The organism is Zobellia russellii, from assembly GCF_018728565.1.
Lineage (GTDB): Bacteria > Bacteroidota > Bacteroidia > Flavobacteriales > Flavobacteriaceae > Zobellia > Zobellia russellii.
Window position 1 is genome coordinate 589,671 of sequence record NZ_JACSOI010000002.1, and the last position, 26,013, is coordinate 615,683.

Consider the following 26,013-nt stretch of genomic DNA (forward strand, 5'->3'; position numbering starts at 1 on the left):
TGATTATGAAAAATAAAAATTCAGCTTTAATGAAAATCATTGGCCCATTCATGGTGGTTACTTTGCTATTTGTGAGTAGTTGTGCCAGGCAGTTAGAGACAAGCAAATCCTCAAGCAACACATCTGATGATACGGAGGAAAATTTCATAAGTAAAATAGACCTCTCAGAAAAAAGAATAGGCTATTGCACCCCCTCGCTAAACGCACCCTACTACCAAGCGCTGTTCCAAAGCATTAAATCCACTACCGAAAAAAATGGCATGACCTTCTTGTCCGCCGATGGCCAAAATGACATTAACAAACAAATTGCCGCAGTTGAGGACTTAATCACAAAAGGCATTGATGCGCTTCTTCTTAATCCACTAGACCCAGATGCCTTGGTAGGCGTCACCAAAGTTGCCAAAGCTGCCGGTGTTCCTGTATTCATCATAGACAGTTCTATTGACCCATCCGCAGATTTCGTAACCACCATTCAATCCAACAACTTGGCAAACGGAGAACTTGCAGGAGAATGGCTAGCCAAAAAATTCGGTAAAGAAAAAATGAACATAGCCTTATTGAGCGGTAATGCCGGTAACCCAGTGGGCAAAACCCGAAAACAAGGGTTGCTACAGGGCATTACGGAAGAACAACTTAGAACGTTGGGTTATATTGACCTGAACATTAAAACCCAAATGTACACCAACTGGTCCTATGCCGGCGGTTTGCAGGCCATGGAAGACGTTTTGGTTGCCCACCCCGATGTAAACGTAGTCATTACCGAATCTGATGTTTGCGTACTAGGAGCTATAAAAGCAATTGCCCAGGCCGGCAAAACTGATGATATTTTAATAGTTGCCGGCGCAGACGGGCAAAAAGAGGCTATTAAATACATTATGGAAACCGATTTTTACGGGTGCACCGCCATGAACAGTCCTGTACAGATAGGAAAAAACGCAGTTCAGTATGCCATAGAATACATGAACGGAAAAACCGATTTCCCCAAGAACTCATACACTGCACCATTACTGATCACAAAAGAGAATGCTGCACAATACTACAGGCCAGATGCTATATTTTAAGGAAGGTCCGCAACACTCAATTAACAAACCTTGTCAGACATGAAGACTAAAAATAGCGAATACCGAGTTGAAATGACCGGAATATCAAAAAGCTTTGGAGTGGTTTCTGTACTTGAAGGTGTAAATCTTAAGGTAAAGCCCGGAGAAATTCATGCGCTACTTGGCGAGAATGGTGCCGGCAAATCTACATTAGTAAAAATCCTTAGCGGTGTACACCAAAAAGATGGTGGGAAAATTTTGCTGAATGGCGAAGAGCTAAATCTAAAGAACACACATGACGGCCAGGTAAAAGGCATTAGTGTGGTCTACCAAGAACTATCGCTTGTAAATGACCTATCCGTTGCCGAGAATATTTATTTGCACAAACTTGGAGCAAATAAGTTTTGGATGAACTGGGAAAAAATAACCCAAGACGCACAAGAACTTATAGACTCTTTAGGCTTTAAGATTGATGCTTCTGCGCGAGTAAGAGACTTGAGTATTGTTCAAAAACAAGTAGTAGAAATTGCCAAGGCCCTGTCCGAAGACACGAAAGTACTGGTACTGGACGAGCCCACTACCGTTTTTGACCCAACTGATACACAAAAATTGTTTGACAATTTGTTCAGGTTAAAGAAAGAAGGCATTTCCATCATTTACATCTCTCACCATTTAGAGGAAATCTTTAAAATAGCAGATTCCATAACAGTCCTTAGGGACGGTGTGGACACAGGTTGCGTGCCCGTTTCCGAGACCGACACAGATAGTGTTATTCGGTTAATGATCGGACGCGAACTAAAAGACTTGTACCCGGAACGTCATGCAAAAATAGGATTGGAACCTGTTTTTGAAGTCAAGAACTTAACAGCCAAGAACAACCTGGTTCATGACGTATCGTTTTCCGTTAAACCTGGTGAAGTTCTGGGAATAGCAGGATTAGGAGGTAGCGGAAGGACCGAAACTGCCAAATTGATTTTTGGTGCCGATAAGAAAAAATCGGGAACCTTAATTCTAAACGGAAAAGAGATAAAAACAAAGTCGCCCGTTGATGCTGCAAGACATCAAATAGGCTTTGTACCCGAAGACCGTAAGGAAGAAGGCGTCTTCTTACCACTTTCCATAAGAAAGAACATTAGCATTACCAATTTTGGCCCCATTTCCAACAGACTAGGCTTTTTAAAGACGGAAAAAGAACAAGAAAACGTATCCGCCTTAATTGATAAGCTAAATATTAAGACCCCTAGTTCAGAAGTAAGCGTGGGTAATTTAAGTGGCGGCAACCAACAAAAAGTGGCTTTGGCCAAATGGCTTAGTATAGACAGTAAAGTAATTATAATTGATGAACCCACACGAGGTGTAGATGTTGGTGCAAAAGTTGAAATCTATAACCTTATAAATGAAGTTGCCCAGAAAGGTGTAGGTGTAGTGGTCATTTCTTCCGATATGCCAGAAATAATGGGTATATCGGACCGAATTCTGGTCATGCACAAGGGCACTTTCTACGGCGAGTTGATCAAAGAGCAATTTTCCGAAGAGAACATTCTTCGCTACTCCATTGGAAAAGCATTAAAAACAACATAATCCAACCATTTAAAAAATAAATCATGGCCTTAACAATAAAACAACAGCTTAGTAGTCCGGGAGGGTTTCTCAAGTTTCTGATCAAACACAACACCATTTTTATCTTTATAGTATTGGTAGTGTTTTCAGCATTAATTTCGGATGTATTCTTTACATCGGTAAACTTATCCAATTTACTGAAACAAGTTTCCGGTATTGGCATTATTAGCATTGGAATGTTAATCGTTATCCTAACCGGTGGTATAGACCTTTCCGTAGGATCCATGGTGGCTTTGTTAGCTGTTACTTTCGCAATTTTGGTGAATACATTTATTTTACCCCTAGCCATTCTATTGACCATTCTAATCGGATTTTCTTTGGGAAGTATAGCCGGTTATCTTGTAGCATATCAAAAAATGGCACCCTTTATTGCAACCCTTGCCTTAATGACCATTGCAAGGGGCCTAGGTTTCATCTATTCAAAAGGTTCTCCTATTACCTTCACAACTTACGGAGGGCTTTACATGTCCGACTTTGCCAACAATTCAACTTTGGGCATACCTAACATTTCCATTGTATTCTTTATCATCGTCATATGTGCAATGGCAATGCTACGCTACAATGTATTTGGAAGGCTTATTATAGCTATAGGGAGCAACGAAGAGGCTTCTAGATTATCAGGTATCAAAGTAAATAAATATAAGTTTTTGGTGTATGCAATTTCTGGGTCTTTGGCAGCAACTGCCGCCATTATTGTTGCCTCCAGAACAAATTTGGGATCGCCCAATATGGGTATGGCCTGGGAACTTGATGCCATTGCCGCAGTTGTAATTGGCGGTGCAAGTTTAAATGGAGGAAAAGGAACTGCTATAAACACCTTAATGGGGGTCCTTATTTTAGGCTTGATAAGCAACATCCTAAACCTCCTGAATGTACCCTCCTACCCACAACAGGTGGTAAAAGGAGCCATAATCATCTTTGCCGTTCTCTTACAAAAGTTCGAAAGCAAATAACTAAAAAACATAACGTTACGTAATATGACTAGCTATAAATTAAACAACAAAAACCTCAGCAAATTTTCAAATGAGGCTTTAATTCCAAAATATGATAGGTCTACTTTAAAAACAGGTATTGTTCACGTAGGCATAGGGGGGTTCCATCGATCTCATGAAGCCTACTATACCGATCAGTTATTACATGACCCAGCTAACTCGGATTGGGGTATTTGCGGCATTGCCCTACTGGATTTTGATACTAAAATTTACAACACCCTTAAAGAGCAAGATGGATTGTACACGCTTATTGTGAAGGAATTGGACGGCACCTTGACCAAAAAAATCATAGGCTCTATTGTAGAGTACCTTTTTGCCCCAGAAAACCCAACACAAGTAATAGAGAAAATGGCAAGTGCCGATGTTAAGATTATAACCTTAACGATTACCGAAGGTGGTTACAATTACAACGAAGCAACAGGTGCTTTTGATTTTACAAATCCCTTAATTCAGCATGACTTAGAAAACCCAAGAGCTCCCAAAACAATTTTTGGTTATTTGACCCAAGCATTAAAACTCCGAAAAGAAATGGGGTTGCCCGGCTGCACCATTCAATCTTGCGATAACATTCAGGGAAATGGGCATATGACTCAAAAAATGTTACTGAGTTTTGTGGATATGGCGGAACCGGAACTTGCGTCCTGGATAAATTCCAACGTATCATTTCCTAATGCCATGGTAGATAGAATCACCCCCGCTACATCTGAAAAAGACATTGCCTTATTAAAAGAATCCAGCGGAATTGAGGATGCATGGCCCGTAGTTTGCGAACCGTTTAAGCAATGGGTCATAGAAGATGATTTTATCTCCGGAAGACCTGCCTGGGAAACCGTAGGCGCCCAATTTGTTGAAGACGTAGTTCCCTATGAAAAAATGAAGCTCAGTCTGTTGAATGCGGGACATTCGGTCTTGGGAATCCTAGGCGCTCTAATTGGCTATGAAACTATTGACGAATCTGTTCATAACAAAGCCATACAAGCCTTCTTACACACATATATGGATGAAGAGGTGACCCCTACTTTAGGCAGTTTGGAGAGAATCGATTTAAAAACGTACAAACAGTCACTGCTTCAAAGATTTGGAAATATTTACATTAAAGATCAAATAGACCGAATTTGTTCCGAAAGCTCCGCTAAAATTCCCATTTTTATTTTACCCACAGTACATACCCAATTAAAAAATGGCGGCCCTATTGAACATGCAGCTTTTGTAATAGCAGCTTGGGCCATTTACAGTGCCGGTATTGATGAAAAAGGAAACGCTTTGAACATTAAAGATGCCCTTGAAACAATCCTAAAAGAAAAAGCACTGGTTGCCAAAGAAAATCCCGCGGCTTTTTTAGAAATAGAATCCGTTTTTGGAAAACTAAATCAATCAAAAAGATTTGTTGATTCTTATTCAGAAGCCTATCATAACATTCTAAAACATGGCGTAGAAGAATGTGTAAATAAAATGAACAATAAAGCTCTAAATAATATTTAAATGAAAAATATAGTTTGTTTTGGAGAAGTTCTTTGGGATGTGTTCCCAACTCACAAAAAGATTGGAGGAGCTCCTTTAAATGTTGCCTCACGTTTAAAATCATTGGAGAACAGGGTATGCTTGATAAGCAAGGTAGGAAATGATGCGCCAGGTAGCGGAATAATTGATTTCCTAAATAAACAAGGTATTGACACTCAAAGTGTAAAAGTTGACCATACCCTAAAAACCGGAGACGTAAAAGTTTCTTTGGACAACCAAGGTTCCGCCACTTACAGCATAGAGTTCCCCAGAGCTTGGGACTACATTGAACTCACCCCGGACACCATAAATATTACCCGAACTGCAGATGCGTTTATTTATGGAAGTTTGGCTGCAAGAAACCACCTCTCTAAAAACACACTATCTGCACTTTTAAAATTGGCCAAGTATAAGATTTTTGATGTGAATCTTAGAGCCCCTCATTATACGGCAGATACCTTGTCCGAACTCATGGACGCTGCCAATTTCATTAAGTTTAATGACGACGAAATTCTTGAAATAGCAAGAGCGTTAGATTTTGAATCTGAGTCTCTAGAAGAGAACATCAAATTTATAGCGAAGTATACCAATACAGAATCTATTTGTGTTACAAGAGGCGGTAAAGGCGCCATACTCTATAGAAACGATTTATTTTATTACAACAATGGCTACCCAATTGTTGTGGTAGACACCGTTGGCGCCGGAGATTCTTTTTTGGCATCTCTGATCAACAAGTTACTTAAAGGTACTCCCCCTCAAAATGCGCTTGACTATGCCTGTGCTATTGGTGCAATTGTGGCCAGCCATGAAGGAGCCAACCCCAAAATAGAGAAAGCTACTATTGACCAAATGATTTATGTGCAATCTTAAATGTTATAACAAATTAGCATTAAAATCCTTTATACACTCTTTAATCGTGCGCGTTCTAATATGATTTAGATAGCGCACGTACTTTTCTACGAAAATGGAACTGTTCTTTAAATCACCAAAAACAGAATCTATTTCTAAAAACCTAAGCGGTTCCTGCTGAGATTGGGTAGCTCTTCTAATTAGAACATTACTAATTGAGTCGGATATTTTATAGGCTTTACCTTGATCATCCAAACCATCATAATACTTACACCATGCGGCAACAAAAAAAGCAACGCTATCTATAACCTCATCTTTAGACAACTGCGCCTGTACCGTTGGCAAAATAAAGATTGGGACTTTTGCAGAACTTTCGTTGCAAATTCTTGACAGGCTATCATAAATATACGGGTTCTTAAATCTGGCAATTAAAGTAGATTTATAATTTTCCACCAAATGAACCTCGGCCTTGTCCAGCACAGGAATGACCTCTTCATCCATAAAAGTTTTTAGGAAATGCATAAAATCTTCATCGTTTGCAGCCTCACCTACAGTTTTATAACCGTGAAGTGTGCCCAGCACCCCCAACAGGCTATGGCCTGCATTAAGCAACTGAAGCTTCATTTTATCATAAAATTCAATATGCTCCACAAACTGCACTCCTACCTTTTCCCACTCTGGTCTTCCATGGAAAAAATTATCCTCTATTACCCAATTTGAAAAAGGCTCACAGACTACCGGCCATTGATCTTCAATTAAAAAATCGTTTTTCAAGATTTCAATATCCTCTGGGCGTGTGAGCGGTGTAATCCTATCTACCATTGAATTGGGAAACGTAGTGTTTTCCTTTAACCAAGGCAATAATTCGGGCTCCATCTTATTTGCATAATTGAAAAAAGAAGCTTTCATCGTATCTCCGTTCCCTTTGATATTATCACACGATAAGATAGTACATCCCGTTAGGCCCCTGAACTTCCGTAACTTAAAGGCTTGCACCAAGTATCCAAAAACGGTTTTAGGGTAAAACGGATTTCTCATATCCTCTTCTACAACGGGATTCTCTTGGTCAAACTCTCCCGTTATCTCATTTAAGTTATACCCGTCTTCGGCAATAGTCAACGAAATGATTTCAATATCAGGATGAGCAAGTTTTTCAATAACCGCCATGGGGTTTTCAGGACCAAAAAAATACTCTACAATAGAGCCAATAACTTTTATTTGATGAGATCCATTGGCATCTTTCATTACCAAGCTATAAAGACCGTCTTGATCCTTTAACACATTATATATCTTTCGGTCTGCATCCAAAAGGTCTATTCCGCATATACCAAAATTCAGTTCATTATGCTTTTCTATCAATTCATGCATATAATATGCTTGATGCGCTCTATGAAAATTACTTACCCCTATATGAGCAATACTTGTTTTAATTTTGTCCCGATCAAACACAGGGGTCAATACCCTATTCTGCATTGCTCCTACGTTCTCAATATTTAAGTATAATGGGTTTTGCATGTTTTTTACAATAAAGAATCAGTGTCCAAAATCTTTGAATTTACATAAAAAATAAAATTATATCTATATTTTTTAAGGGTTCATTGTATATTGACGAAATAGAACTTCAGGCCCATGCAAAATGAAGTTTAAAACAAAGATAAGAGAGCCGTATTAAATGGATTTTAGAAAACTGGATAACGTATCTGTTAATTGTGTCATTTTTGGCTTAGGCCCAGAAGGTCTGGATGTTTTATTGCAAAAACGAACGCTAAATATGTTCCGAAAAGAGTACCCAATAATTGATGACTGGGTCATTACGGGAGAACGTGCTTTTATCAACAAAACCTTAGAGGAGTCTGCCAATAGTATCTTTAAAAGCATAACCAACCTTAACGAGTTCAACAGGATCCAATTTCACACCTACGGCATTACTTCTAGAATTAAAACCGAAAAAGATTTACTGTGGACCAAAAGTCAAGGACTCAAGGCACAATCCATGACTATTGCGTACTATTTTGTTCAACCCAAAAAGAACATTAAACTAAGTAATGATGAATTTAAGTGGTTTCCGCTAAAGGCCTTACCAGAACTGGGGTTTGACCACAAAAAAATAATTGAGGACGCTCAAGAAGATTTGAAGCAAAAAATCATGGTTGAGCCCATTATATTTGATTTTATATCACATAAGTTTACCTTAAACGAACTTCAAATTGCTTTTGAATCTGTCCTGAATATTGAAATTGACAACCGAAATTTCCGAAAAAAGGTTCTAAAGAAAATTTATATTGTCCCTTTAAACGAAACCCGAAAGGGCAACGCAAAAAAGCCCTCCAAACTCTATGTTTTTAGCCGGGATGTATACGATAAAGTAACCGAAAAAGACCTAATCATAAATATTTAAGAGCTTACGCTACCCTAAGTTCAATTTTCAAGTTAAAATAGCTCTACCAAAAAAATGGATTAAGTTATTCGTATAGGGCAAACCATTAAATGTTGGTCAATTAATGCTCTCAGAGTTCCGATTATACATATTTTCTTACATTTCATAAATTCGGGCAACGATCAAAATAAAGATTTCGTATATTCGTGGTATATTATTTGCTCACATAATTATATGAAGCACTTTTACCTAATTATTACATTCTTGTGTATCTCGTTTTCCTATGGGCAAGAAACCCAGAGTAATGGAGATATTAAGGGTTTTAAACTTTACCCAAATCCTGTTACGAATGGCAAGGTGTACATTAGTACAAATGACAATGCACCCAAGCAAGTTCTAATTTATGATGTTTTGGGTACGCAGGTTCTAGAAACCAAAATTAACGGCAACGAACTCTATCTTTCTGATCTTGATGCCGGTGTTTATGTGTTACGGGTCTACCAAAACAATAAAGTAGCTACAAGAAAATTAATCGTTAAGTAGCACTCCTCTTTTTTCAACAACACCTTTTCCGAACCCTCTTATTTTCAATTTATTACAACCAAGAAACCTGTCGGCAAACTTCAAACCCCTGTCGATGAATGGTAACAAAATAGCGATGAACGGAAACTGATGTGGCGTTCACCAACACCCAGGCCATTTTCACAACATTTCAGAACAATCACCCGCCCCATTTTCTACCTTTAAACTGTTGACCCCAAATCAATAGTTATGCGCATTACCTACTTTATGCTTTTCATGGTATTTACCATTGGAATGTCCGCCCAAGATTCATTTGATTTTCAAAATCAAAAAAAAGAAGAAATTCCCGGTTTTAAGCTATACCCCAATCCTGCTTTTAATGATGTGGTAAATGTTATTACCAGAGACAACCAATCAAAATATATTAAAGTTTACGATGTCTTCGGAAAAATTGTGCTTACGGACCAAATTTCCAAGAGCAATCTAAATATCTCTAGGCTTGTACCAGGTGTATATGTGCTTCAGGTTACGGAAAACCAAAAAACCAGCAACCGAAAACTGGTTGTAAAGTAGCCCAAAAAAAAAAGCTCCCTTTCAGGAGCTATTTCAATTTAATTAAAAAACAAATATGTAATGTTTTACCATATCATCCCTTTATACAAGGGGTTCATATGATACAACTTTATAATATCTCTACTACCTCTAGATCAAAAACAAGGTCTTTACCTGCTAAAGGGTGGTTACCGTCAACAACAATACTTTCTTCTTTTACCTCAGTAACCAATAAATTAATTTCCTGCCCGCTTTGGGTCTGAGAAACAAGTCCCATTCCTACTTTAGGCTCAATATCCTGTGGCAATTGACTCTTTGGAACTTCCTGTATCAATTCTGCTTTAGGCTCTCCGTAAGCTTCCTCTTTAGGTATATTAACGGTTTTTTTCTCATTGACTTTCATATCAATCAGACCTTTTTCAAACCCAGGTATCAATTGTCCCTGACCCATAGTAAATTCAATAGGCTCACCTCTTTCAACAGAGCTATCAAAAACCTCACCTGTAGTCAACTTACCTGTGTAATGTACTTTTACCTTATCGTTCTCTTTAATTTGACTCATAATATCATTTTAAAAAACAGCAAAATGCTATTTTATAGCTATTTTGGTAAAGGTACAGGTATAAAAAAGGCTACAAAATCTTTAACCCGAGCCTTCCTTGTATTTAGAAAACATTAACATTTTATGCCTGATTAGTTAAAAGAATTAACAATTAAAAAACTGGTTACCTACGAATAACCAGATACATTAAAATTATACACTTTTACCCATCTTGTTTATTTTTTACAGAAAAGGATATCACTATTTTTGCACAAGGAATAGCATTATGAACGGTAGTGAAATATTTAAGATAAATACACAGAGCGAATTTGACGCCCAAGCTTTAAAAGTTTTTAGGCACCAGTATCGCACCAATGCCGTGTACCAAGAATTTTGCTCCTATTTAGGTAAGTCCGATGCAAATGTTGATGAGGTTTACGCAATCCCCTTTTTACCCATTTCCTTTTTTAAATCGAAAGAAATTATTTCTGGAGATAAGCACCCAGAAACAATTTTCACAAGTAGCGGCACTACCGGAAGCAACACCAGCAAACATTTTGTAAACCGGCTTTCTCTGTATGAGGAAAGTTTCAGACATGCATTTGAACTATTTTACGGTAAAGTTGAAGATTTTTGCGTTCTGGCCCTGTTACCTTCTTATCTGGAAAGAGAAGGCTCATCTCTTATTTATATGGTTGATGATATGATCAAGCAGAGCCAGCATCCGGATAGCGGCTTTTATCTTAACGACCTAAATGGTTTACGCAATAAACTGATCCAACTAGACGCAAACGGTCAAAAAATATTGCTTATTGGAGTTTCTTTTGCCCTTTTGGACATGGTTGAAACCAACACGCTAAAACTAAAGAACACCGTAATCATGGAAACGGGCGGCATGAAAGGCCGAAGAAAGGAACTTATTCGCGAAGAACTTCATTCTATCTTAAAAGAAGGCTTTGGCGTACCGGTCATACATTCTGAATATGGCATGACAGAACTATTATCCCAAGGCTATTCAAAAGGAAACGGTATTTTTGAAACTCCTCCTTGGATGAAAATCCTAATCCGCGATACGGAAGACCCACTAGCCTACCAAGACCATAAAAAAACTGGAGGTATTAATGTTATAGATCTGGCAAATATTGATTCTTGTGCATTTATAGCTACGCAAGATTTAGGCAAGACCTATGAAAACGGCACTTTTGAAGTATTGGGCCGTTTTGACCATTCCGATGTTAGAGGCTGTAATTTAATGGTATTTTAAAGTCCCAATATTTTGGCATCAACAAAGAATGTAGAGTTTACGTCAATCTCATGATCCATACTGATCAACTCATCAGTAACCGTATTCAACCTTAGGTTAAATTTGTCTTTTTTGATGTACTCTTTTAAGTCTACGTCTATAACATCTACATCTAAAACATCACCAATATTTTCGTCTACTTCTTCTTTAGAAGCAATCATTATCTCATCAAGTCCCTCTGCGGAAATATAGATTTCTATAGATTCAAGAAAACTAAAATCACTATCGTCCGGAGAGGTAATCTCCAATTCCAACTTAGTTAGTTTAATTTCCTCAATAAGATCTTTGCGCGTATCGTTTACCTCAAACTGTGAATCAGAATTGGTCTCCATGTCCGGCGTGAACATATCAAAAGGAAGGTCTATACCTGCCGAAGATGGTATAGTTACTTGACTATTATAATCCAGATCAAATTTGGTAAGCTCGTCTAACTTATCACAAGAAGTCAGTGTAGCAAAAACGGTAAGAATCAACAAAAATTTACGCATCTAATTCGGGTTTGAAAAATGTTACTGGCTACATAACGCTTTCCAAACCCGTTTTAGTCTACCTTTTATCTTAAAAAACGGCCGAACTATTGTACCACTAAAACAAAATAGTTCTTTTTACCCCGCTGTAACAAAACAAATTTGCCGTTGATCAAGTCACTATCCGTAATAAGATAATCTGCTTTTACTTTTTCTTTATTTACAGAGATAGAATTCTGTTTCAGCTCCCTTCTTGCTTCACTGTTTGATGCTAAAAACCCCGTTTTATCCGCAAGTGCACCGATCATATCCAATCCCGGAGTAAGCTCCATTTTAGAAATTTCGGCTTGTGGTACTCCGTCAAAAACATCTAAAAAAGTCTTTTCGTTCAAACCTTTTAAATCTTCCGAAGTAGACCGTCCAAAAAGAATGTTACTAGCCTTTTGAGCATTTTCCAAATCTTCCTGTGAGTGCACCATTACGGTAATTTCTTCGGCCAAACGCTTCTGCAAAGCACGCATATGCGGTGCTTCTTGGTGCTCTTTTATCAACTCTTCTATTTCTTCTTTGGAAAGAAACGTGAATATTTTAATGTACTTCTCAGCATCTACATCTGAGGTATTCAACCAATATTGGTAAAATTTATAGGGTGAAGTCCTTTCGGAATCCAACCAAATATTACCTCCTTCGGTCTTTCCGAATTTAGTACCATCCGCTTTTGTAATCAACGGGCAGGTAAGCGCATAGCCTTTGCCCCCTCCTATTCTTCTTATTAGTTCCGTACCTGTGGTAATATTTCCCCACTGGTCACTACCGCCCATTTGCAACGTACAATTATGGTTTTGGTACAAGTACAGAAAATCATACCCCTGTACCATTTGGTAGGTAAACTCAGTAAAGGACATTCCTTCCTTGGATTCCGCTGAAAGTCTCTTTTTAACCGAATCCTTGGCCATCATATAGTTTACGGTAATATGCTTGCCCACGTCCCTTATAAAATCCAGAAATGAAAAATCTTTCATCCAGTCATAATTATTGACCAAGATGGCAGCATTGTCCCCATCACCATCAAAATCCAAAAACCGCGACAATTGTTCCTTTATAGCTTCTTGGTTATGACGGAGCGTAGGCTCGTCCAATAGATTACGCTCTGCTGATTTTCCGGAGGGATCACCTATCATACCCGTAGCACCACCAATAAGCGCATAAGGTTTATGGCCTGCCAATTGAAAATGACGCAACATCATTACCCCTACCAAATGGCCAATGTGCAAAGAATCTGCAGTAGGATCAATACCCACATAGGCAGATTGCATTTCGTTCATTAAATGTTCCTCGGTTCCCGGCATTGCGTCATGCAACATGCCTCTCCATTTTAATTCTTCTACAAAGTTTGAAGTCATGTCCGTCTATTCTGTAAATTTAGCTGCAAATATAAAAGTAAATCGCCGCCCAACCCTTGAATAATACAGGAAATTATTCAGCGCTATTCGCTAACTTTGGAACATGATATTGGTTACAGGAGGAACGGGGTTGGTAGGTTCGCATCTTTTATTGAAGTTGGTGCAGAGCGGCAGTTCCGTTAGGGCCATTCACAGAAAGCAAAGCAATCTGGAACGTGTGCGCAAAATTTTTGGGTATTACACAGATGACGCCCAAACCCTGTTTGATAAAATTGAATGGGTAGAGGCCGATATTATAGATATTCCCGCCTTGGAAATTGCTTTTGACCAGATTACCCACGTATACCACACAGCTGCCCTTATTTCATTTGACCCTCAAAACTTTGATACGCTAGAAAAAATAAATACAGAAGGAACCGCCAATATTGTAAACCTATGTATTGCCCATGGTGTACAAAAGCTATGTTATACCAGTACCATTGGCGCCATAGGAAGAACATTGGGAAGTGGCATGGCAGATGAAGAAAATGCGTGGACCCCTCGTGAAGCCAATGTATATGGACTTACCAAACAAGCAGCGGAAATGGAAGTCTGGCGCGGCTCCCAAGAAGGCTTGCCCGTAGTTATGGTCAACCCCGGGGTAATCATAGGTCCGGGATTCTGGCATAGCGGTAGTGGAGATTTGTTTACCATAGCAAAAAAAGGGTATCGGTTTTACCCTCCTGGTGGCACAGGCTTTATCACAGTGCATGACGTGATTAAAATGATGGCAACCTTAATGGATTCAGAAATCACCAACGAACGCTATATTGCCGTAGCTGAAAATCTGACGTTCAAAGAGATTCTGACCAAAATAACTGCAGAGCTTGGCATAAAACCGCCATCCGTGCAACTAAAGTATTGGCAACTTGAAATAGGAAGATGGTTAGATTGGCTAAAAAACCTATTCTTTAAAAACGGAAGGAGAATCACCAAAAACTCTATTCATTCCTTAAGGCACCGAGAAATATACAACAATCAAAAAATAAAAAACGCCTTAAACTTTGAATTTGAGGCGTTGGATGAAACCATTTCTTTATGTTGTCAAAAATTTAAGGAAGAGTATCATTAGCTTTGGCCTTTGCTTTTTTCCTTTCTAATTTTTCCTTGGCCACTCTAAGACTATCGTTCACCTTTTTCTGCTCTTCCAAAACCTTGGCCTCAGACTCAAGGTTAGCCTCTACTTCCTTATAAATTTTTTCGTATTCCACAGGTAGCGAAGCGTAATAGCGATCACTTTCTACCAGTTGCAAACTATCTATATTGTACTTTTCAAAAATATAGTCCATAGGCTCTACATCATTGTCCCTGAGCACCTGCATATTAGTTGTTTTGGCAGCGTTTACTACGGCCAAGTCCTGAAGAATGGCCACCATTTGCTCCCTTGGAATAAGGTTTTCAGGCTTTTCCAAAAGCTGCTCATTACAGGATATAATCGTAAAAAATACCAGAACCGCTGCTAACTTCTTCATATTATCTGTTGAATGTTAATCGCCTTGCATTGCGCTCTGGAGAAAAATTTCCGTTTTCATAGGCCAAGTGACCGTTAACAAATGTGTGCGTCACGGAAGACTTAAAGGTAGTGCCTTCAAACGGAGACCATTTGCATTTGTACGCTATATTCTCTTTTGTTACTTGGTAAGGAGCGTTCATATCTACCACTACCAAATCTGCAAAATAGCCCTCTCTAATATAGCCTCTTTTTTCAATCTGAAATAGTATAGCGGGATTATGACACATTTTCTGCACCACTTTTTCTACGGAAATCACATTCTCATGCACTTTATCCAATAAAGCGGTGAGTGCATGTTGTACCAATGGACCGCCCGATGGCGCTTTGGTATACACGTTATCTTTTTCACTTAATAAATGGGGGGCGTGATCCGTTGCTATAACATCCAAACGGTCATTCAACAATGCTTTCCACAACTGGTCCCTATCCGCTGCCGTTTTCACTGCAGGATTCCATTTGATCAAAGTGCCCTTGGTATCATAATCCGCTTCTGAGAACCATAAATGATGCACACAGACCTCTGCTGTAATTTTCTTCTGCTCCAACGGAATATCGTTCCTGAACAAATCTGTTTCCTTTCCGGTAGACAAATGAAAAACATGTAGACGGGCACCTGTTTTTTTAGCTAATGCCACAGCCTTTGAAGAAGAAAGATAACAAGCCTCTTCACTTCTTATAATAGGATGGTATTTTACGGGAATATCATCTCCAAACTTTTCTTTATACTCGGCAAGGTTTCTTTTAATGGTTCCCTCATCTTCACAATGTGCAGAGATAACCATTTCTGTATTTCTAAAAATCTTCTCGATTACTTCCTCATTATCTACCAGCATATTACCTGTGGAAGACCCCAAAAAGAGTTTTACACCTGAACAGGCGTTTTTATCCAATCGTTTTAATTCTTCCAAATTATCATTAGTACCTCCAAAAGGAAATGAATAATTGGCAAAACTGGACTTGGCACCCATTTGAAATTTTTCCTCTAACTTTTCTATGGTAGTAGTTTGCGGATTGGTATTGGGCTGCTCCATATAAGTTGTGATTCCACCAGCTACGGCAGCTCTACTTTCGGAGGAGATATCTCCCTTATGCGTAAGGCCCGGCTCTCTAAAATGCACCTGATCATCTATAACTCCCGGTAAAAGGTATTTACCCTCGATATCTATAATTTTAGCGGTATCATCAGAAATATTAGCTTCAATTTTCATGATAATATCATCCTGAAGCAAAACATCGCTCTCAAAAATCGAGTTCTCGTTTACGATTTTGGCATTCTTTATCAATATTTTTCCCATACTAAAATCTAGATTTTTGAAACATACTGCGCATTTTCATCATAAAAACGCCAACGATGGCTTCATTGATAATTGATGACGACATTTTTGATTTTCCCCTTACTCTATCTCTAAATATGATAGACACTTCCTCAATCTTATAATTTTTTAGATACGCTCTAAATTTCATTTCAATCTGAAAAGCATACCCTATAAACCGTACGGAATCTAGACTTATATTTTCTAGAACATGACGTCTATAGACTACAAAGCCAGCAGTAGGGTCATGAACACGCATTCCCGTTATCATCTTTACATAAAAAGAAGCACCATAAGAAAGTAACACCCTATACAAAGGCCAATCTACCACGTTAACTCCTTTTTTATAACGTGAACCTACAACTACATCCGCACCATTGGCACATGCCCTATAAAGCCTTAACAAATCTTCTGGATTATGAGAAAAATCGGCATCCATTTCAAAAATGTAGTCATATCCTTTTGCAATGGCCCATTTAAAACCGTGTATATAAGCTGTACCCAAACCGGATTTTTGCTTTCTGACCTCTAAAAAAAGTCTTCCGGAAAATTCCTGTTGCAACTCTATTACTTTTGCAGAAGTGCCATCCGGCGAGTTGTCATCTACTATAAGAACATGAAAATCTTTACTGAGACCAAAGACCGCTTTAATAATAGCTTCTATATTCTCTATCTCATTGTAAGTGGGGATAATAACTAGGCTGTCTGACACGGATTCGCTTGAATTTTGACAAAAATAACATTTTAAAAGTCTCCAAAAAATGCCAAATATGGAATTGTGAAATTTTTAAAGGTCGGCTATCTATCAGAATTCGTAATTTTGAGCGTTCTAACAACAATAGACCTAGCCTCTATTTGAGACACCAACTAAAGAATGAAGTCTAAACTGCCACGAATTTTTCTAATCTTACTAGGTATAGGTTTTTTATTAAACCTGCTTCAATCCTATTTTACCCCTCTTATTTTTGACGAGGCATATTACTGGCATTTTGCGCAAAACATGGCATGGGGCTATTTTGACCACCCTTCTATGGTTGCCGTTCTCATTAAAATTAGCAGTTTCTTTTCTAACGGCGAGCTGGGAGTTAGATTTATGAGTTGCATTCTTTCGTCTGCCACTTTATTCATTCTTTGGAACATTGTAGACCACCCTAAAAAGAAGGACTATGTGGTTCACTTCTTTGTACTGGTCTATTCCATGACGCTTTTGAACGCCTATGGCTTTTTGACCCTGCCGGATACCCCGTTGCTATTCTTTACCGCATTGTTATTATACGTTTACAAGCGGTTTATTGAAAAACCAGACCTATTTTGGGGTATTGTCATGGGCATTACCATGGCTGGATTAATGTACAGCAAGTATCATGCGGCCTTGGTCATCATATTTATACTGCTTTCCAATCTAAAATTGGTTTTAAACAAATATGCATGGCTTTCTGTCATTGTTGCCTTACTCTGCTATGTACCACATTTTATCTGGTTGTACGAGAATGAATTTGTTACCATAAACTATCATCTCTTTGACCGTCCTAACGACCCTTACAGCTTTAATAAGTATACATTAGGGTATTTTGTAAATCTTGTGGCCATCTTTGGTTTTACCTTTCCATGGATTTACTGGGGCCTTTTTAAAGCTAAAGCAAGCGACAAGTTTACCAGAGCCCTCCTCTTTTTAATTTTTGGAGTGCTTATTTTCTTCTTTATCTCAAGCTTCAATAGAAGGATTCAGACCCAGTGGATTATTGTAATCTCTATTCCGCTTATAATTGTTGTTTTCCGTTTTATGATGGAAAATGAAATTGCAAAAAAATGGATATACAGAATGGGCCTTGTAAATATCGCTATTATTCTCTTTCTAAGGGCGGGACTTATTTATGAACCTATGTCTCCCATTTATTATGAGACCCATGGCAATATTGAACTGATTAAAGACGTAACGGACAAGGTAGGCAATACGCCTTTGGTGTTTGAGAACTCATATCGTAACGCTCCCATGTTCGCTTTTTATTCCGGTAATGACACCTATTCCCTTAATAACGAAAGTTACAGGCTCAATCAATACTCTATTGATGATTCCGAATCTAAAGTACAGCACAAAAAAATACTGTATCTATCTAAGCGCTCCTCTGATGCCGAACTTACCTTTACAAAAAGTGATGGCACCAAAATGTATGGCAAATACATAGACAATTTTGAAACTTTTAGAAAACTCAGAACCCTACTGGAAGGGCCCATAAGTTTTGATTTTGAGCAGGAGCAGACTTTTGAGCTATACAATCCGTACGATTTTGATATAGACCTAAATAAGCTCAGGTTTAATGTGGCTTACATGAACGCCTCTAAAAAAGTAAAGGACCGTTTGCCCATTAAGGCCCAGTTAAAAAATTCTTCGGTTACACATATTAAAGCTAAGGATACACTTACCTATACCTTTAAATTTCCAAAGCCCAGAAAATTAAATGATCCAAAATACGTTAGAATAGGTATAATGGAGAACGGACTCAACTATGGTATTAACGGACGAAACACAAAACTAAAATAATGGAACCCATATTACGAACTGCCGGCACTGCCGATTGGATTACCATTATACTCATAAGCAGTATTTTATTTTTAGTACTGGCAAAAGGATTGTTCTATAGCCGTTTTCTAAATTTCATAATACTTCCTTTCAACAACAAGTACATCTTTATGTACAGTAAAAAGGAAAAGTTGATGAATTGGTTCCATATATTCTTTACCATTTTCCAGGTTATTAATTTTTCATTGTTCGTTTACATGGCGCGGCAAATTTTGAGAGGTGATACCAATGATGCATACCCGTTCATGTACCCCATAATCTTAGCCAGTATTTTAGGGTTTATTGTCGTAAAAATAATCTTACAGCTAGGCAATGGGTTCATTTTTGGTTCCGGGAAGACCATTGGAGAACTTATTTTTAAAAAATTATCCTACCTAAATTATAGTGGAATTATCATGTTTTTGGCCAACGTAATTCTGGCTTACGTAGCGCAGGGCTCGGAAGTTGTGGTCTATATAGCCATACTTTTAATCCTCCTCATAAATGTAATCGGGTGGGTTACAGTGTTAAGGAATCACCAAAAATTTATCACTTCCTACTTTTTCTATTTTATTTTGTACCTTTGCGCTCTCGAAATTTCCCCGTTTGTTATCATTGGCAGTTATCTTAAACAATAGGTTTATATGAAAGTAAAGACGATTTTGGTCTCGCAACCAGAACCGAAGATGGAAAACTCACCGTATTCGAAACTGATAGATAAGGAAAAAGTTAAAGTTGACTTCAGACCTTTTATACATGTGGAAGGTGTAGATGCTAAAGAAGTACGACAGCAAAAAATAGACCTGAAGAACTATACGGCAATCATCTTAACCAGCCGAAATGCTGTTGACCATTTCTTTAGAATTGCTGAAGAAATGCGCTTCAAAGTACCGGATTCCATGAAATATTTCTGTCAGTCGGAGGCTGTAGCTTACTACTTACAGAAATATGTAGTTTACCGCAAGCGCAAGATTTATGTGGGCAAGCGTAACTTTGTTGAATTGGTTCCGTTGTTCAAAAAGTATAAAGGCGAAAAATTTCTATTGCCATCTTCGGATGCATTAAAACCTATTGTACCTGAAATTTTAGACGGTCTGGATATTGAGTGGAAAAGAGCTGTTTTCTATAAAACCGTAATCAGCGACTTGTCCGATTTAAGGGACGTATACTATGACATTTTGGTATTCTTTAGCCCTTCAGGCATTGAGTCCTTATTACAGAATTTCCCTGATTTTGAGCAGAACGACACAAGAATTGCCGTTTTTGGCAACTCTACTATTGATGCGGCTACAGATGCAGGTCTACGGATAGATATTAAGGCTCCAACGCCAGAAACACCGTCTATGACCATGGCGCTTCAGAAATATATTACTACGGCAAACAAGAAGTAAGACCACTTACTTTACGCTATAAAAAAAACCCTTTGTTCACAACTTGAACAAAGGGTTTCTTTTTGTTTTATCCTTTCTACAAAAGGCCTAAAATGCATAACGCTGCGGCCCGCCGCGGCGTATTTCCTCACTTGCAAAAGCTTCAAACTTTTTAAAGTTCTCCCTAAAAGCATTCGTTAACTTAAAGGCTGTAGTATAATAGGCCTGATCATCGTTCCATGTAGCTCTGGGGCTCAACACTTTTGTTGGAACACCAGGGCACTCTCTTGGTTGCGCCACTCCAAAAACGGAATGAATATGGTAATCGTCATAATTGTACAAACCTAAATCGCCGTTAAGGACAGCGTTTATCATAGCACGGGTATATTTTAGCTTCATACGGGTCCCAACACCATAAGGACCTCCGGTCCAACCTGTGTTCACTAACCATACATTAACTCCGGCATCCTGCATTTTCTTGCTTAACATTTCTGCATATTTTGCAGGGTGCAAAGGCATAAAAGGCGCACCAAAGCAAGCCGAAAATGAAGGTATGGGCTCTACAACCCCAGCTTCCGTACCGGCCACTTTAGCAGTATACCCGGATATAAAATGATATGCCGCCTGGCTTGGCGTAAGTTTAGATATTGGAGGAAGCACCCCAAAGGCATCTGCCGTTAAAAAGAAAATATTTTTTGGGTTCTTTCCTATGGACGGTCTTTGAACGTTCTCAATATGATAGATAGGGTAACTTACCCTTGTATTCTGAGTAATGGAAGTATTGGCAAAATCTACATTACCGGCCTCATCCATAATAACATTCTCTAAAATTGCACCTTTTTTTATGGCTCCAAAAATTTCCGGCTCGTTCTCTTGAGACAGGTTAATGACCTTTGCATAACATCCCCCTTCAAAATTAAAAACGGCATTTTCATTGTTCCATCCATGCTCATCGTCACCGATCAATTTTCGGGAAGCATCCGTAGACAAGGTAGTTTTTCCAGTGCCCGATAGTCCAAAAAAGATAGCCGTATCCCCTTTCTTGCCCACATTTGCAGAACAATGCATTGGCATGGTATTCTTTTCTACCGGAAGTATAAAGTTTAAAGCAGAGAATATTCCTTTTTTGATTTCTCCCGTATACCCGGTTCCTCCTATTAAAGCTATTTTTCTTGTAAAGTTTAGAATGGCAAAATTATGTTGCCTTGTACCATCTACTTCGGCATTGGCCATAAAACCCGGGGCATTTACTACGGTCCATTCCGGTTCAAAATTCTTTAGTTCTTCTTCCGTAGGACGAATGAACATGTTATATGCAAATTGATTGGACCATGGATACTCGTTAATTACCCTGATGTCCATCCTGTAATTATGGTCTGCACAGGCATAACAGTCCCTAACAAACAATTCTTTCTCATTTAGATAAGCAATGACCTTATCATATAAAGCATCAAATTTAGAGGGTTCAAACGGAATATTTATATCGCCCCACCAAACCTTTTCTTCGGTTATGGCATCCTTAACAATAAATCGGTCCTTCGGAGACCTTCCGGTAAACTCCCCCGTGTTTACTGCCAAAGCACCGGATGATGCTTTTTTACCCATTTTTCGCTCTAGCGTAATGGCTTCTAATTCTGATGGCGATAGCTGATAATGTAAATTATCGTGCGTTATACCGTACGATTTTAAAGAAATAGATTTTCCCATTTTTTAAAGAATTGTTAGTTGAGAGTTTATTTTAGACATCAAAATTATCAAAATAATAATTCAACACTCCTAAAAATGAGAATTTATTAGTCAAAATGTTTGAAAAGTCGATAACCAAATATACTCCAACCAATAATCAACAAGGTTCCGCCAAGTGGCGTTACCAGCCCAATGACCTTAAAATCAAAACTGCTTAAACTATTTGTTGCCAACAGATAAATTGAAAAAGAAAAACAGATAATACCTACTAAGAGAAAATAGAAAATCAATTTTTTACTAGCTTCGGGCAACTGTTTCATACTACCCAAAACAAGCAAAAGCAATGCATGGTACATTTGGTATTTTATACCTGTCTCAAAAGTTTTTATAGAGTTGGTATCTACTAACTTTTCCAATCCATGGGCACCAAACGCACCCAAAATAACCGCAGTTACCCCCAATGCAATTCCCGTGAGACATATTGTTTTGTTCATAACTTATATGATGTATTTTTTTATAAATATAACAATCACTACCTTAGTCTCTCGTTATACATATTAAAAGTACAAAACTAAATGTCGCGAAATATACTTGTTATCGGAGCAGGGAAATCCACATCGTACCTTTTGGATTATTTCTTGGAAAAATCTGAAGAAGAAAAATTACACCTTACTATTGGCGACCTTAACCCGGAGAACCTGCCCCAACACATACGGGACCATAAGAACTGTACGGCCATCCATCTGGACATACAGAATGAAGAAGATAGAAAAAGCATCATTTCACGGTCGGATATTGTGGTTTCCATGCTTCCCGCATTTTTACACAGTAAGATTGCCGCAGACTGCGTTGTCCTCAAGAAACATTTGGTAACCGCATCTTACGTAAGTGACACCTTAAAGGCCTTGGATGAGGAGGTAAAGCAAAAAGGACTTGTGTTTATGAATGAAGTTGGTCTAGACCCCGGAATAGACCATATGAGCGCCATGCAGATTATTGATAGAATTCGTGATCAAGGCGGAAAAATAGTATTGTTCGAGTCTTTTTGCGGCGGACTAGTCGCCCCCGAAAGCGACACCAACCTCTGGAACTACAAATTTACATGGAACCCAAGAAATGTAGTGCTAGCCGGCCAAGGAGGTGCTGCCAAGTTCATCCAAGAGGGCACGTACAAGTATGTTCCTTACCACAAACTGTTTCGTCGTACGGAGTTTTTTGACATTGAAGGTTACGGACGTTTTGAGGGCTACGCCAATAGAGATTCTTTAAATTACAGGGAAGCCTACGGTCTACAAGATGCACTTACCCTTTATAGGGGCACAATGCGCAGGACCGGATTTTCCAAGGCTTGGAATATGTTCGTACAATTGGGAATGACCGACGATAGCTATACGCTCGAGAATTCCGAGAACATGTCCTACCGAGAATTTACGAACCTATTCCTGCCGTACTCTCCAACGGATTCGGTAGAACTTAAACTACGTCACTACCTAAAAATAGATCAGGATGACAGTATGTGGGACAAAGTACTGGAACTGAACCTTTTTGACCAGAACAAGACTATCCCCCTAAAGAATGCCACACCCGCGCAAGCACTACAGTATATTCTTGAAGATAGTTGGACGCTAAAAGATTCCGATAAGGATATGATCGTTATGTACCATAAGTTCGGTTATGAGCTGCACGGTCAAAAACACCAAATAGATGCCAATATGGTTGTTATTGGAGAAAACAGAACTCATACGGCCATGGCCAAGACCGTGGGCTTACCCGTTGCCATAGCCACTTTGGCCATATTGAACAAAAAAATCACTACGCCTGGTGTCCAAATTCCGATTAAAAAGGAGGTCTATGAACCTATTTTAAAAGAACTCAAAACCTATGGTATCGATTTTAAGGAATATGAAGTACCGTATTTAGGGTATAATCCTGATTCTGTGTCCAATGGCGAATAGATACCCTTCACATTTCAACAATGAAGAGGAAATATCTCTCTACAAAATTCAAACAATAATAGCTACTTTTACCATCAATTTGAAACTCAACTCATGAAACTAGGTAACGATAAAGTTAAAATTGACGGTATTGACAAGAAAATTCTAAGGTATCTCATGGAAGATGCTAGAAAACCCATTCTTGAAATAGCCCGAAACATTGGTATATCCGGTGCCGCAATCCACCAACGTTTAAGAAAACTGGAGTCTTCCGGCCTACTTTCAGGGTCCAAGTTTATTATCAACCCTAAAATTATGGGGTACCATACCATGGCCTATATTGGCATTTACCTAGATAAGGCCATGAGCAACCCCGTTGCGGTCAAGCAACTGGAAAAAATTCCAGAAGTACTTGAATGTCACTACACTACGGGAAATTGGTCTATCCTCATAAAAGTACTCTGCAGGGACAATGAGCACCTAATGCACGTATTGAACAAAGAAATTCAACAAATAGAAGGGGTATCGCGTACGGAGACCTTTATTTCCTTGGCCCAACAAATTGATCGACAAATTCAGATATAATGTTTGGATTAAATCTAAATAAGGATTATTTTTGTCCCCAATGGAACGCATTCATTCATCACAATACTATACATTTTTCCAATCCGATAAGGAAAGATGCTTTTATATAGACCTGGGTCAAAAGGTAGTGCGTTTATCGTTTTGCCAACTGCTTGCCTTACGCCAGAGGGTTTGGAGCATAAACATTGAGGACCATTTTGATGAGGACAAGAATCCACATGGTTTTGAAATTTTATCTCTTTGTAATAAAGAGCACCTTTTTGTTTTAAATACCCTAGAGGTTCTTGATCTTAAAGAATTGCTTACCGGTGTATTTTTCTTGCTTGATATTGCAGCTCAGACACCTTCCCTTACCTCAAGAGGCTAAACCTCCTATTTTTAATCAGTCTAAAACCAGTTATAAATTGGTTAAAGGCCTAGTTATACGCATACTTTATTGATAACTTTACGTTAAGTAAAGAAAAAGACAATGAAAGATATAGCAAGACAACAGATGAGTATTAAGGTAGAGAGCATGGATATGCTCAACGCCCAAATACAAATGGAAGGAAAAGCATCTGCATCATATTTAGCCATGGCATCATGGTGCGACCAACGTGGTTATTTAGGAAGCGCAGACTTTTTGTACGCACAAGCGGCAGAAGAAAGAGAACACATGATGAAGATTTTTAAGTTCGTGAACGATTGTGGCGGTAACGCCCTATCTCCCGAAATTGGAAACGTAAATCACGATTTCTCTTCATTGGAAGAAATTTTTGAAACTGCTTTGAGCCAAGAAATTGAGGTAACCAAATCTATAAACAGTATTGTTGCTTCGGCCAAAAAGAACAATGACTTTGGTGTGGAGAACTTTTTACAGTGGTTCGTTACGGAACAATTGGAAGAAGAAAAAACAATGCGTGATATCCTTGACCTATTTGAAATTATGGGTCGCGATGGTATCGCCTTAAAATTTATAGACGAGCGCATTAAAGCGGAATAAAATATTAGATTAACTCAAATTAAAAAGGCTGTCCAAAATGAATTGGACAGCCTTTTTTATTGCTTTATAATCTTTGAAACTAATCTCTTCCACCGAGCACTTGCATACCCCAGTAGACCAAAGTAGCCAATGAGCCTATGGCAGCTACCAAATACGTTCTTGCTGCCCATTTAAGCGCATCTTCCGAACCTTTGTATTCTTGTGGTGTTACCACGTTCTTTGCTTTTAACCAAGCCAAAGCGCGGTTACTGGCATCGTATTCTACGGGTAGGGTTATAAAACTGAACAATGTAGCCATACCCATCATAACCAAACCGGCTACCGCTACCCAGTACCCTAGGCCAACACCGGCCGCGGCACCTAACATTAATCCACCAAAAACCACCCACATAGACATGCCGGACGTAACACTAACAATAGGCACCAATTTAGAACGTAAAGTCAACCATTCATATGCTTGAGCATGTTGTACGGCATGACCACATTCGTGTGCCGCTACTGCCGCTGCAGCTGCATTTCTTTGGTTATACACACCTTCACTTAAATTTACGGTCTTGTTTTTTGGATTGTAATGGTCCGTAAGCATACCAGCCGTAGAAACGACCTTAACATCGCGAATACCATGATCAGCCAACATTTTCTCGGCAATTTCGGCTCCGCTCATGCCATTGCTCAAATGCACTTTAGAATAGTGCTTAAACTTGCTTTTAAGCTTACTACTTACCAACCAGCTTACCAAAGCTATGGCACCAATCAATATATAATATCCCATCATAATTTTATTCTTTTTAAGATTTGAATTTAAAGATAATCAAAAACCTTTCATTTTGTTAACGCTCACTTCAGCCGCGCTTACTTTGTCTTT

At 38.6% G+C, this 26,013-nt stretch carries 27 protein-coding genes; 17 read left to right on the forward strand and 10 right to left on the reverse strand.

Going from position 1 to position 26,013, the window contains the following annotated elements; translation table 11 throughout:
- Positions 1-5: 5 nt before the first annotated feature.
- The 5 genes from H9565_RS07940 to H9565_RS07960 are packed head-to-tail and all read left to right on the forward strand — an operon-like array spanning position 6 to position 6,022.
- Positions 6-1,061 carry a substrate-binding domain-containing protein gene (locus H9565_RS07940; protein WP_215438670.1) on the forward strand — a complete coding sequence of 352 codons (1,056 nt, stop codon included), beginning with the start codon at positions 6-8 and terminating at the stop codon, positions 1,059-1,061.
- Between the two features lie 39 nt (positions 1,062-1,100).
- Positions 1,101-2,621, forward strand: a complete 1,521-nt coding sequence (locus H9565_RS07945; protein WP_215438671.1) for a sugar ABC transporter ATP-binding protein — start codon at positions 1,101-1,103, stop codon at positions 2,619-2,621.
- A gap of 23 nt (positions 2,622-2,644) precedes the next feature.
- Complete coding sequence (locus tag H9565_RS07950; protein WP_215438672.1) at positions 2,645-3,613, forward strand: ABC transporter permease; 969 nt, start codon at positions 2,645-2,647, stop codon at positions 3,611-3,613.
- Between the two features lie 24 nt (positions 3,614-3,637).
- Positions 3,638-5,134: a mannitol dehydrogenase family protein gene (locus H9565_RS07955; RefSeq protein WP_215438673.1), complete on the forward strand. Its 1,497-nt coding sequence runs from the start codon at positions 3,638-3,640 to the stop codon at positions 5,132-5,134.
- Positions 5,135-6,022, forward strand: coding sequence for a carbohydrate kinase family protein (locus H9565_RS07960; RefSeq protein ID WP_215438674.1), 888 nt, complete (start codon positions 5,135-5,137; stop codon positions 6,020-6,022).
- A 3-nt stretch (positions 6,023-6,025) separates the two neighbouring features.
- Here the strand turns inward: H9565_RS07960 and H9565_RS07965 are convergent, their stop codons facing one another.
- On the reverse strand, positions 6,026-7,516 hold the full coding sequence (locus H9565_RS07965; protein ID WP_215438675.1) for a mannitol dehydrogenase family protein: 1,491 nt from the start codon (positions 7,514-7,516) through the stop codon (positions 6,026-6,028).
- Positions 7,517-7,673: 157 nt separating this feature from the next.
- On the opposite strand from H9565_RS07965, the gene H9565_RS07970 reads away from it, so the two are divergent.
- The 3 genes from H9565_RS07970 to H9565_RS07980 all read left to right on the forward strand — a co-directional run bounded on the left by H9565_RS07970 (position 7,674) and on the right by H9565_RS07980 (position 9,473).
- Positions 7,674-8,399 (forward strand): NUDIX hydrolase, encoded by a 726-nt coding sequence (locus H9565_RS07970; protein ID WP_215438676.1) that lies wholly within the window; start codon positions 7,674-7,676, stop codon positions 8,397-8,399.
- A gap of 213 nt (positions 8,400-8,612) precedes the next feature.
- Positions 8,613-8,921 carry a T9SS type A sorting domain-containing protein gene (locus tag H9565_RS07975; protein WP_215438677.1) on the forward strand — a complete coding sequence of 103 codons (309 nt, stop codon included), beginning with the start codon at positions 8,613-8,615 and terminating at the stop codon, positions 8,919-8,921.
- A gap of 228 nt (positions 8,922-9,149) precedes the next feature.
- The gene (locus tag H9565_RS07980; RefSeq protein ID WP_215438678.1) at positions 9,150-9,473 is read left to right on the forward strand and encodes a T9SS type A sorting domain-containing protein; all 324 of its coding nucleotides are present in this window, start codon (positions 9,150-9,152) and stop codon (positions 9,471-9,473) included.
- A 109-nt stretch (positions 9,474-9,582) separates the two neighbouring features.
- Here H9565_RS07980 and H9565_RS07985 read toward each other — a convergent pair whose 3' ends face one another.
- Positions 9,583-10,014 carry an FKBP-type peptidyl-prolyl cis-trans isomerase gene (locus tag H9565_RS07985; protein ID WP_215438679.1) on the reverse strand — a complete coding sequence of 144 codons (432 nt, stop codon included), beginning with the start codon at positions 10,012-10,014 and terminating at the stop codon, positions 9,583-9,585.
- A gap of 265 nt (positions 10,015-10,279) precedes the next feature.
- Between H9565_RS07985 and H9565_RS07990 the strand changes: the two genes are divergently transcribed.
- Positions 10,280-11,257 carry a LuxE/PaaK family acyltransferase gene (locus H9565_RS07990; RefSeq protein WP_215438680.1) on the forward strand — a complete coding sequence of 326 codons (978 nt, stop codon included), beginning with the start codon at positions 10,280-10,282 and terminating at the stop codon, positions 11,255-11,257.
- Here the strand turns inward: H9565_RS07990 and H9565_RS07995 are convergent.
- Positions 11,254-11,784: a hypothetical protein gene (locus H9565_RS07995; RefSeq protein ID WP_215438681.1), complete on the reverse strand. Its 531-nt coding sequence runs from the start codon at positions 11,782-11,784 to the stop codon at positions 11,254-11,256. The genes H9565_RS07990 and H9565_RS07995 overlap by 4 nt on opposite strands.
- Positions 11,785-11,870: 86 nt before the next feature.
- Complete coding sequence (tyrS, locus tag H9565_RS08000; RefSeq protein ID WP_215438682.1) at positions 11,871-13,166, reverse strand: tyrosine--tRNA ligase; 1,296 nt, start codon at positions 13,164-13,166, stop codon at positions 11,871-11,873.
- Positions 13,167-13,269: 103 nt separating this feature from the next.
- On the opposite strand from tyrS, the gene H9565_RS08005 reads away from it, so the two are divergent.
- Complete coding sequence (locus H9565_RS08005; RefSeq protein WP_215438683.1) at positions 13,270-14,277, forward strand: NAD-dependent epimerase/dehydratase family protein; 1,008 nt, start codon at positions 13,270-13,272, stop codon at positions 14,275-14,277.
- Here the strand turns inward: H9565_RS08005 and H9565_RS08010 are convergent.
- The 3 genes from H9565_RS08010 to H9565_RS08020 are packed head-to-tail and all read right to left on the reverse strand — an operon-like array spanning position 14,258 to position 16,743.
- Positions 14,258-14,677, reverse strand: coding sequence for a DUF4296 domain-containing protein (locus H9565_RS08010; protein WP_215438684.1), 420 nt, complete (start codon positions 14,675-14,677; stop codon positions 14,258-14,260). The genes H9565_RS08005 and H9565_RS08010 overlap by 20 nt on opposite strands.
- Before the next feature lies 1 nt (position 14,678).
- On the reverse strand, positions 14,679-16,013 hold the full coding sequence (locus tag H9565_RS08015; protein WP_215438685.1) for a dihydroorotase: 1,335 nt from the start codon (positions 16,011-16,013) through the stop codon (positions 14,679-14,681).
- 1 nt (position 16,014) lies between these two features.
- Entirely contained in the window at positions 16,015-16,743 is a 729-nt protein-coding gene (locus H9565_RS08020) for a polyprenol monophosphomannose synthase (protein ID WP_215438686.1), read from the reverse strand.
- A 162-nt stretch (positions 16,744-16,905) separates the two neighbouring features.
- On the opposite strand from H9565_RS08020, the gene H9565_RS08025 reads away from it, so the two are divergent.
- From H9565_RS08025 to H9565_RS08035, 3 genes are read left to right on the forward strand one after another with little or no spacing between them, the layout of a single operon-like run.
- Complete coding sequence (locus H9565_RS08025) at positions 16,906-18,573, forward strand: ArnT family glycosyltransferase (RefSeq protein ID WP_215438687.1); 1,668 nt, start codon at positions 16,906-16,908, stop codon at positions 18,571-18,573.
- The gene (locus H9565_RS08030; RefSeq protein ID WP_215438688.1) at positions 18,573-19,229 is read left to right on the forward strand and encodes a DUF4271 domain-containing protein; all 657 of its coding nucleotides are present in this window, start codon (positions 18,573-18,575) and stop codon (positions 19,227-19,229) included. Before H9565_RS08025 ends, H9565_RS08030 begins: the two co-directional genes overlap by 1 nt.
- 6 nt (positions 19,230-19,235) lie before the next feature.
- Positions 19,236-19,982, forward strand: coding sequence for a uroporphyrinogen-III synthase (locus H9565_RS08035; RefSeq protein ID WP_215438689.1), 747 nt, complete (start codon positions 19,236-19,238; stop codon positions 19,980-19,982).
- A gap of 87 nt (positions 19,983-20,069) precedes the next feature.
- Here H9565_RS08035 and pckA read toward each other — a convergent pair whose 3' ends face one another.
- Both pckA and H9565_RS08045 read right to left on the reverse strand, forming a co-directional pair.
- Positions 20,070-21,668, reverse strand: coding sequence for a phosphoenolpyruvate carboxykinase (ATP) (gene pckA / locus H9565_RS08040; RefSeq protein WP_215438690.1), 1,599 nt, complete (start codon positions 21,666-21,668; stop codon positions 20,070-20,072).
- 86 nt (positions 21,669-21,754) lie between these two features.
- Positions 21,755-22,141, reverse strand: a complete 387-nt coding sequence (locus H9565_RS08045; protein ID WP_215438691.1) for a DUF423 domain-containing protein — start codon at positions 22,139-22,141, stop codon at positions 21,755-21,757.
- An 81-nt stretch (positions 22,142-22,222) separates the two neighbouring features.
- Between H9565_RS08045 and H9565_RS08050 the strand changes: the two genes are divergently transcribed.
- The 4 genes from H9565_RS08050 (at position 22,223) to H9565_RS08065 (ending at position 25,148) form a co-directional block, all read left to right on the forward strand.
- A complete protein-coding gene (locus H9565_RS08050) occupies positions 22,223-23,602 on the forward strand; it encodes a saccharopine dehydrogenase family protein (protein WP_215438692.1) in 1,380 nt (459 codons plus the stop codon).
- A gap of 93 nt (positions 23,603-23,695) precedes the next feature.
- Positions 23,696-24,166: an Lrp/AsnC ligand binding domain-containing protein gene (locus H9565_RS08055; RefSeq protein ID WP_215438693.1), complete on the forward strand. Its 471-nt coding sequence runs from the start codon at positions 23,696-23,698 to the stop codon at positions 24,164-24,166.
- 40 nt (positions 24,167-24,206) lie between these two features.
- Complete coding sequence (locus H9565_RS08060; RefSeq protein ID WP_215438694.1) at positions 24,207-24,533, forward strand: hypothetical protein; 327 nt, start codon at positions 24,207-24,209, stop codon at positions 24,531-24,533.
- Between the two features lie 102 nt (positions 24,534-24,635).
- Entirely contained in the window at positions 24,636-25,148 is a 513-nt protein-coding gene (locus H9565_RS08065) for a ferritin (protein WP_215438695.1), read from the forward strand.
- Positions 25,149-25,227: 79 nt separating this feature from the next.
- Here H9565_RS08065 and H9565_RS08070 read toward each other — a convergent pair whose 3' ends face one another.
- Positions 25,228-25,923 carry a zinc metallopeptidase gene (locus H9565_RS08070; protein ID WP_215438696.1) on the reverse strand — a complete coding sequence of 232 codons (696 nt, stop codon included), beginning with the start codon at positions 25,921-25,923 and terminating at the stop codon, positions 25,228-25,230.
- Between the last annotated feature and the right edge of the window lie 90 nt (positions 25,924-26,013).